6 protein-coding genes are annotated in these 8,454 nt (G+C 72.8%); 3 read left to right on the forward strand and 3 right to left on the reverse strand.

Features of this window, described 5'->3' with window-relative positions; genetic code table 11:
- Positions 1 to 286: 286 nt before the first annotated feature.
- The 3 genes from ppdK to AA75_RS09975 form a co-directional block, all read right to left on the reverse strand.
- Positions 287 to 2,995, reverse strand: a complete 2,709-nt coding sequence (gene ppdK, locus AA75_RS09965) for a pyruvate, phosphate dikinase (protein ID WP_033819506.1) — start codon at positions 2,993 to 2,995, stop codon at positions 287 to 289.
- Positions 2,996 to 3,560: 565 nt separating this feature from the next.
- Positions 3,561 to 4,730, reverse strand: coding sequence for a tRNA dihydrouridine synthase DusB (gene dusB, locus AA75_RS09970; protein WP_033819507.1), 1,170 nt, complete (start codon positions 4,728 to 4,730; stop codon positions 3,561 to 3,563).
- A gap of 91 nt (positions 4,731 to 4,821) precedes the next feature.
- The gene (locus AA75_RS09975) at positions 4,822 to 5,673 is read right to left on the reverse strand and encodes a helix-turn-helix transcriptional regulator (RefSeq protein ID WP_033819508.1); all 852 of its coding nucleotides are present in this window, start codon (positions 5,671 to 5,673) and stop codon (positions 4,822 to 4,824) included.
- A gap of 119 nt (positions 5,674 to 5,792) precedes the next feature.
- Here AA75_RS09975 and AA75_RS09980 point away from each other — a divergent pair, with 119 nt between their 5' ends.
- From AA75_RS09980 to AA75_RS09990, 3 genes are all read left to right on the forward strand, one after another.
- Positions 5,793 to 7,211 carry an MFS transporter gene (locus AA75_RS09980; RefSeq protein WP_033819509.1) on the forward strand — a complete coding sequence of 473 codons (1,419 nt, stop codon included), beginning with the start codon at positions 5,793 to 5,795 and terminating at the stop codon, positions 7,209 to 7,211.
- Between the two features lie 107 nt (positions 7,212 to 7,318).
- Positions 7,319 to 7,960, forward strand: coding sequence for an NADAR family protein (locus AA75_RS09985; RefSeq protein WP_082526388.1), 642 nt, complete (start codon positions 7,319 to 7,321; stop codon positions 7,958 to 7,960).
- Positions 7,961 to 8,142: 182 nt separating this feature from the next.
- Positions 8,143 to 8,454, forward strand: a 312-nt coding sequence (locus AA75_RS09990; RefSeq protein ID WP_033819510.1) for a hypothetical protein, incomplete at its 3' end; no start/stop codon positions are given.

Genomic DNA, 8,454 nt, shown 5'->3' on the forward strand with positions numbered 1-8,454 from the left:
GGACGGGCCGGGCGCGGACGGGCCGGACGGGCCGCCGCAGCCGGCCAGCGCGGGCAGCGCGAGCGCGACGGCGGCCAGCGCGAGGGGCAGCGGGCGGCGACGTGTCATGGGTCCAGCTTGCCGGGAAACGCCGCCGGGGCGGGCTCGGACGCCATTGTCCGTGCCCGCCCCGGCTGCTCACGCACGGCGGCTCTCCTGCGCCGAGCTCCGCCGTGCGCCCCTCCCCGGTCGGAGGGGGTGCGGTCAGCGATGGGACCGCGCGTTCGAGGGGGTGTGACCCTCCCCGTCAGCGCGAGTCGCTGCCCGCCGCCTCGAGGGCGGCGCGGCCTGCCTCCAGGCGCGCCACCGGGATCCGGAAGGGGGAGCAGGACACGTAGTCCAGTCCCACCTCGTGGAAGAAGTGGACCGAGTCCGGGTCGCCGCCGTGCTCGCCGCAGACGCCGAGCTTGAGGTCCGGGCGGGTGGCCCGGCCGGCCTCGGCGGCCAGCTTGACCAGCGCGCCGACACCGTCCCGGTCGATGGTCTCGAACGGGCTGACGCCGAAGATGCCCTTCTCCAGGTAGGCCGTGAAGAACGAGGCCTCCACGTCGTCCCGGGAGAAGCCCCAGACGGTCTGGGTCAGGTCGTTGGTGCCGAAGGAGAAGAACTCCGCGGCCTCGGCGATCTGACCGGCGGTCACCGCGGCCCGCGGCAACTCGATCATGGTGCCCAGCTTGATGTCCAGCGACACCCCGGTGGAGGCGGCCACCTCGGCGAGCACCCGCTCGCACTCGTCGCGCACCAGCTCCAGCTCCTGGACGGTGCCGACCAGCGGGATCATCACCTCGGGGCGCGGGTCGCCGCCGGCCAGCCGGCGCTCGGCCGCGGCCTCCGCGATGGCCCGGACCTGCATGCCGAACAGGCCGGGGATGACCAGGCCGAGGCGGACGCCGCGCAGACCCAGCATCGGGTTCTGCTCGTGCAGCTTGTGCACGGCCTGGAGCAGGCGCAGGTCGTTCTCGTTCGGGTCCTTGCGGGCCTCGGCGAGGGCGACGCGCACCGACAGCTCGGTGATGTCGGGCAGGAACTCGTGCAGCGGCGGGTCGAGCAGCCGGACCGTGACGGGCAGTCCGTCCATCGACTGGAAGAGCTCGAGGAAGTCGCCCTTCTGCAGCGGCAGCAGGGAGGACAGGGCCTGCTCGCGGTCCTTGTCGTTGTCGGCCAGGATCAGGTGCTCGACCTCCTTGCGCCGCTCCTCGCCGAGGAACATGTGCTCGGTGCGGCACAGGCCGATGCCCTGGGCGCCGTAGCGGCGGGCGCGGTTGGCGTCCTCGGCGTTGTCGGCGTTGGCGCGCACCGCGAGCCGGCGGCGGACGTCGGCGTGCGCCATCAGCCGGTGCACGGCCTGGACCAGCCCGCCCTGGACGTCGGCGCCGGCGTGCAGGGTGCCCTCGAAGTACTCCACCACCGGGGACGGCAGCACGGGTACCTCACCGAGGTAGACCTTGCCGTTCGCGCCGTCGATGGAGACCACGTCGCCCTCGTGCACGACCTGGCCGTCGGAGGTCGTGAACTTGCGGTTCTTGGTGTCCACCTCCAGCTCCTCGGCGCCGCAGACACAGGTCTTGCCCATGCCGCGGGCGACCACGGCCGCGTGCGAGGTCTTGCCGCCGCGCGAGGTCAGGATGCCCTCGGCCGCGATCATGCCTTCCAGGTCGTCCGGGTTGGTCTCCCGGCGGACCAGGATCACCTTCTCCCCGGAGCGGGACCACTTGACGGCGGTGTACGAGTCGAAGACGACCCGGCCGACCGCGGCGCCCGGCGAGGCGGCGATGCCGTAGGCGACCGGCCTGGTCTCGGAGGTGGGCGCGAAGCGCGGGAACATCAGCTGGGCCAGCTGGGCGCCGGTGACCCGGTGCAGCGCCTCGTCCAGGTCGATCAGGCCCTGGTCGACCAGCTGGACGGCGATCCGGAAGGCGGCCGCGGCGGTGCGCTTGCCGACCCGGGTCTGGAGCATCCAGAGCTTGCCGCGCTCGATGGTGAACTCGATGTCGCACAGGTCCCGGTAGTGGGTCTCCAGGGTGTGCATGATCGACATCAGCTCGTCGTACGACTTCTTGTCGAGCTGCTCGAGGTCGGCCAGCTGCAGGGTGTTGCGGATGCCGGCGACGACGTCCTCGCCCTGGGCGTTCTGCAGGTAGTCGCCGTAGACGCCCTGGGTGCCGGTGGAGGGGTCTCGGGTGAAGGCCACGCCGGTGCCGGAGTCCTCGCCGAGGTTGCCGAAGACCATCGAGCAGACGTTGACCGCCGTGCCCAGGTCGTTCGGGATGCGCTCCTGACGGCGGTACAGGCGGGCCCGGTCGCCGTTCCAGGAGTGGAACACCGCGTGGATCGCGAGGTCCAGCTGCTCGCGCGGCTCCTGCGGGAAGGCACGGCCGGTCTGCGCGAGCACGATGCCCTTGAAGGTCTCCACCAGGGTCTTGAGGTCCTCGGCGGTGAGGTCGAGGTCGTTCTCGGTGCCCTTGGCGCGCTTGACCTCGTCCAGCGCGTCCTCGAACAGCTCGCCCTCGACGCCCAGCACGGTCTTGCCGAACATCTGGACCAGGCGGCGGTAGGAGTCCCAGGCGAAGCGCTCGTTGCCGGACTGGGCGACCAGACCGGTCACCGAGGCGTCGGAGAGCCCGATGTTGAGGACCGTGTCCATCATGCCGGGCATGGAGAACTTGGCCCCGGAACGGACGGACACCAGCAGCGGGTTGTCGGCCTGGCCGAGCTGCTTGCCCATCTCGCCCTCGAGGGCGGCCAGGTGCTTGCTGATCTCGTCGTTCAGCGAGCCCGGCTCACTGCCGGTCTCCAGGAAGACCTTGCAGGCCTCGGTGGTGATGGTGAACCCCGGAGGGACGGGGAGACCCAGGTTGGTCATCTCGGCGAGGTTCGCACCCTTCCCGCCAAGAAGGTCCTTGAGGTCCTTGTTTCCTTCGGTGAAGGAGTAAACAAACTTCTGCTCGGACGGCACGGGTCGGTCTCCTCGCACACGGTTGCCCTGACGCCGGAGAACATACCCATTTCGAAGGCGTTGTCGCGCCCCTAGCTGGACGTATGAGCTTTGCGCCGCCCAGCGACCCGACAGATCGAATGCCCGTCAGGGCGTTTACCTCTGTTGGTGAAATCGTCCGGCTGACGCGAGTGACGCTTCAAGTATTGAAGGCAACGAAACGCCAAGATCACACGAACCGGACAGAGCGTAGCGGCGGGTGAACCGCCGTGTTGCCCCGGCTTGATTTCCTGCATCCAGCGACGCCGATCCGGTGGAAAGCCCCTTCGGGAAGCGATTCACCTCCGCTCACCCCGCCGGAGACCCCTGACAGGGCGTCAATCGCCACGATATGTGGCAAGCGTCACGGGCGCATCTCAACCGTCGGGCGTAGCAGGAGTGCGCCTTTCGTGGCATGCGGTGATGAGCCGGCGACTCCAGGTAGCCGAAATCTGCCTCAAAGGAGCCCTCTTGGCCAGGTTGTCCAAGAGGGCAGGGCCGCGGCGGCCTCCCGGTCGCCGCGGCCGATTTCGCCAGTGCGTAGTACTCAGCCGCCCGAGGTGTCCGATTCGGCGTCCGAGCTGGGGAGGGCGCAGTCGTACGGATCGTCCAACCAGCCCTCGGGGAGGACAACACGATTGTTGCCACTCGTGCGCCCGCGCGGGCCGTCCGCGCTCTCCGGCCACAGTTGCGCCTGGTCAACCTGGTCGAGGGTGGTGCTGAGCTCGGCCAGCGAGCTGGAGTTGGCCAGTCGGACCCGCAGCTCGGAGCCGACCGAGAAGCCCTTGGTGTACCAGGCGACGTGCTTTCGGAAGTCGATCACACCGCGGGTCTCGTCCCCCATCCACTCGCCGAGCAGCTGGGCGTGCCGGACCATCGAGCGGGCGACGTCGGCGAAGGCCGGGCGGGCCGGGTCCACCGCGCCCTCGAAGATCGACACCAGGTCCTTGAACAGCCAGGGCCGGCCCAGGCAGCCGCGGCCGACCACCACGCCGTCGCAGCCGGTCTCGCGCATCATCCGCACCGCGTCCTCGGCGCACCAGATGTCGCCGTTGCCGAGCACCGGGATCCCGGCCGGGACGGCCTCGCGCAGCCGGGCGATGGCCGACCAGTCGGCGGTGCCGCCGTAGTGCTGGGCGGCCGTGCGGCCGTGCAGGGCGATGGCCGCCACGCCCTCCTCGGCGCCGATCCGGCCGGCGTCCAGGTAGGTGAGGTGGTCGTCGTCGATGCCCTTGCGCATCTTCATGGTGACCGGGAGGGCCCCCGCGTTCGAGACCGCCTCGCGGAGGATCTCGCGCAGCAGGTTGCGCTTGTACGGCAGCGCGGAGCCGCCGCCCTTGCGGGTCACCTTGGGGACCGGGCAGCCGAAGTTCAGGTCGATGTGGTCGGCCAGGCCCTCGTCCGCGATCATGCGGGCGGCCTTGCCGACGGTGACCGGGTCGACCCCGTAGAGCTGGATCGACCGGGGCTTCTCGCTCGGGTCGAAGTGGATCAGCTGCATGGTCTTGGCGTTGCGCTCGACCAGCGCCCGGGTGGTGATCATCTCGGAGACGAACAGGCCCCGGCCGCCGCTCTGCTCGCGGCACAGGGTGCGGAACGGGGCGTTGGTGATGCCCGCCATCGGCGCCAGCACGACGGGGGGCCAGACCTGCATCGGGCCGATGTCCAGCGGCGCGAACTCGGTGGCGGCCGGGGCGGGGTCGGGCGTGGTCGTCATGCGCGGCAAGTCCTCAGGGAGGGGGTTCGGGACTCTCCATTGTCCCCCACCCGGCGCAGCGCCCGGCCGGGCCGCCGCGGCCGCCGTCCCGCTACCCCAGCAGGGCGGCCAGCCGCTCCCGGGTCTCGGCGTCCTGCGGGGTGTAGGCGACCACCCTGGCACCGGTGCGCGGGCCGAGCCACAGGTTGGTGTACTCGAAGCGCAGCAGCCCGGTGCCCGGGATCTCGAACTGCTTGAGACCGTTGGCGGGCGCGTCCACCTCGTGCCGCTGCCAGGCCGCCTCGAACTCCGGCGCGGCCTGGGCCAGCCGGGCCAGCAGGTTCTTCCAGCCGGGGTCGGCGGCGTGCTCGGCCATCGCGGTGCGGAAGCGCGCCACCACGCTGCGCCGGGCCGCGTCCAGGTCGACCAGGTGCCGGGCGAAGGGGGTGTCGGTGAACGCCATCCAGAGCACGTTGCGGTCCTCGAACGGCACCAGGTCCAGGTCGCCCGCCAGCACCGTGTACGCGCGGTTGTGGGCCAGCACGTCGTAGCGGCTGTTGAGCACGGCCGCGGGCAGCGGGTCGAACTGGTCGAGCACGGCCCGCACCGGCGCGGTGACGGTGAAGCACTCCGCCTGCGGGACCGGGTCCTCGGCCGCCGCCAGCGCGAACAGGTGGGCGCGCTCCACCGGGTCGAGCCGCAGCGCCCGCGCCACCGCGTCCAGCACCTGCACCGACACCTGGATGTCCCGGCCCTGCTCCAGCCACGTGTACCAGGTGACCCCGACCGCGGCGAGCTGCGCCACCTCCTCGCGCCGCAGCCCCGGGGTGCGGCGGCGGCCGAGCCCCGGCAGCCCGACCTGCTCGGGCGCGATCCGCTCCCGGCGGCTGCGCAGGAAGGCGGCCAGCTCGTGGCGGCGGGCCGCGGCGGGGGCGGGGGCGGCCGAGGTGGCGTGACTGCTCATACGCTCAGCATGCCCGTTCGGCGTGCCGGGTGCCAGGTACTTCTGATACCTGGATAAACACTGTCTGGTACCAGGTTCCGAAGGGGTGGATCGTAGGATCCGTGACTCAGCAACTGACCTTGCCGCAGACCCTTCCGCACGTCCGCCGCCCGGCCGTCCCCGGGCTCGGACGGGCCGGGCTCACCACCGTGCTGCTCGGCGCGTTCCTCCCGATGCTGGACTTCTTCATCGTCAACGTCGCCCTCCCCACCATCGACCACGACCTCGCCGCCGGCCCCGCGGTCCTGGAGCTGGTGGCCGCCGGGTACGGCATCGCCTTCGCGGTGCTGCTGGTGCTCGGCGGGCGGCTCGGCGACGCGGTCGGCCGCCGCCGGCTGTTCGTGGCCGGCGCCGCCGCCTTCGCGGTGACCTCGCTGGCCTGCGGCCTCGCCCCGACGGCCTGGACCCTGGTGGCCGCCCGGGTGGCCCAGGGGGCCTCGGCCGCCCTGCTGATCCCGCAGGTCCTGGCCACCATCACCGCCGCCACCGAAGGCGCCCGGCGGGCCCGGGCGCTCGGGATCTACGGCGCGGTCGGCGGGATCTCGGTGGTGATCGGCCAGGTGCTGGGCGGCCTGCTGGTCTCCGCCGACCTGTTCGGGACCGGCTGGCGCGCGGTGTTCCTGCTCAACGTGCCGTTCGCGCTGGCCACCGCGGTGTTCGCGGTGCGCTGGGTGCCGCAGACCCGTTCTCCCCGGGCGGCCGGGCTGGACCTGCCCGGCACCGCGCTGCTGACGGCCGCACTGCTCGCGCTGTTCGTGCCGCTGATGGAGGGCCGCGCGGTCGGCTGGCCGCTGTGGACCTGGCTGCTGCTGGCCGCGTTCCCGTTCCTGGCCACCGCGTTCCTGGTGGTCGAGCGGCGGACCGAGGCCGCCGGGCGGGTGCCGCTGGTCCCGCTGTCGCTGGTCCGGATCCCGGAGATGCGGCGCGGGCTGGGGATCGCGCTGCCGTACTTCACCGGGTTCGGCGGATTCATGTTCGTCATCGCGATCCTGCTCCAGCAGGGTCTGCACCAGGACCCGGTGGCGGCCGGCTGGGCGCTGGTCCCGATGGCGGTCGGCTACTTCGGCGCCTCGCTGGCCGGGCCCCGGCTGGTCGGCCGGTTCGGCAGCCGGGTGATCACGGTCGGCGCCGCGGTCCAGGGCACCGGGCTGGCCGCGCTGGCCGCCGTCGCGCTGGCCGACCCGGCGCAGCTGTCCGTACCTCGGATGCTGCCGGGGATCGCGCTGGCCGGGATCGGCCAGGGGCTGATCGGGATGCCGCTGTTCCGGGTGGTGCTCTCTCAGGTGCCCGCCGAGCAGGCGGGGGTGGGCAGCGGGGTGCTGGCGACCACCCAGCAGTCCAGCCTGGCGCTCGGGGTCGCGGCGGTGGGCACCCTCTTCCTGGGGCTGGTCCCCGGCCTGGGGATGGCCCGCGCCCTCGCGGTCGTGCTCACCGTGCAGCTGGCCGGCTCGGTGGTGATCGCCCTGCTGAGCGTCCGGCTGCCGCACTCGGTGGCCTGAGGCCGGCGAGGGCCGGGGCCCGGGGCCGGGCCGGGCACCGGCGGTGACCTGCGGGGCGTCGGGAAAAGCGCGGGACCGCCGTCGGTGCCGGATGACACGATGGCGGCATGACGAGTGTTCCCCCCGCCGGCCAGGTCTCCCCCGCCACCCACGACTCCCCCACCGGGCCGGCCGGGCCCTCCGGGCCGCTCTCCCCGGTCGACACCCGGACGCGGGAGGAGCTCGCCGCGCTGGTCGAGGCGGGCGCCCGGCCGAAGTACCTGCTGTTCTGGGGCCACCGCCCGGAGCGGGACGGGCGGATCGGCGCCGGTGCGCTGAGCCAGTGGTGGCCCGCGCGGTTCACCGTCGACGGGGTGGGCTACCCGACGGCCGAGCACTGGATGATGGCCGGCAAGGCGCGGCTGTTCGGGGACGAGGAGATCGTGCCCAGGATCCTGGCCGCCCGGACACCGGGCGAGGCGAAGAAGCTGGGCCGGCAGGTCCGCGGCTTCCACGACGAGCGCTGGGCCGCCGAACGGTTCGAGCTGGTGGTCCGGGGCAACGTCGCCAAGTTCGGCTCCAGCGAGGAACTGCGCGGCTATCTGCTGGGCACCGGCGGCCGGGTGCTGGTGGAGGCCAGTCCGCTGGACCGGCTGTGGGGCATCGGCCTGGCGGCGGACGACGAGCGGGCCACCGCGCCGGCGCGGTGGCGCGGACTCAACCTGCTCGGCTTCGCCCTGATGGAGGCCAGGGCCCGGCTCGCGGTCTGACCCCCGCCCGCCTGCGAAAACCCCAGTAGCCGCCCCCTGCAAGGCAGTTGATCCTCTTCCAGCCGTAAGAACGCCGACTCGCTCCCGTAACACGCCTGCCGTATCGGCGCGCCAGGATGGCTGCCAGGCATGGCCCGGGGGCGGGGCAGAAGTCCTCGGGCGGAGAGGGCGGGTCCGACACGATGACAGTCCAGGAGCTGGGTCCGGCAGCCGAGGTCGAGGCGATACGGGCCGAGCTCGACGAGCTGCTGCGCGCCCGGCAGTACGCGGCGCTGCGCGAGCGGCGGCTGGCCGAGGCCGTGCGGGCCTCCGCGCAGCCGCCGGACGAGCTGCTGCGGCAGCTCGGCCAGGCCCGGCGGCTGCGGGAGGGGCTCAGCGAGCGGTGCCGGGAACAGCACGACCGGCTGCGGCTGCTGGAGGAGCGCGACCGGCCGGCGGCCTCGCGGCGCCGCCCCACCGGAGCCAGGTTCGCGGGCGCCGCCGCCCCGGTGGCC

The sequence above is a fragment of the Kitasatospora sp. MBT63 genome (assembly GCF_000710465.2).
Taxonomy (GTDB): Bacteria; Actinomycetota; Actinomycetes; order Streptomycetales; family Streptomycetaceae; genus Kitasatospora.

Bases quoted from the DNA above. Each gene is read 5' to 3' on its own strand.
- dusB (WP_033819507.1), bottom strand. From the start codon at position 4,730: ATGACGACCACGCCCGACCCCGCCCCGGCCGCCACCGAGTTCGCGCCG.
- AA75_RS09975 (WP_033819508.1), bottom strand. From the start codon at position 5,673: ATGAGCAGTCACGCCACCTCGGCCGCCCCCGCCCCCGCCGCGGCCCGC.
- AA75_RS09985 (WP_082526388.1), top strand. From the start codon at position 7,319: ATGACGAGTGTTCCCCCCGCCGGCCAGGTCTCCCCCGCCACCCACGAC.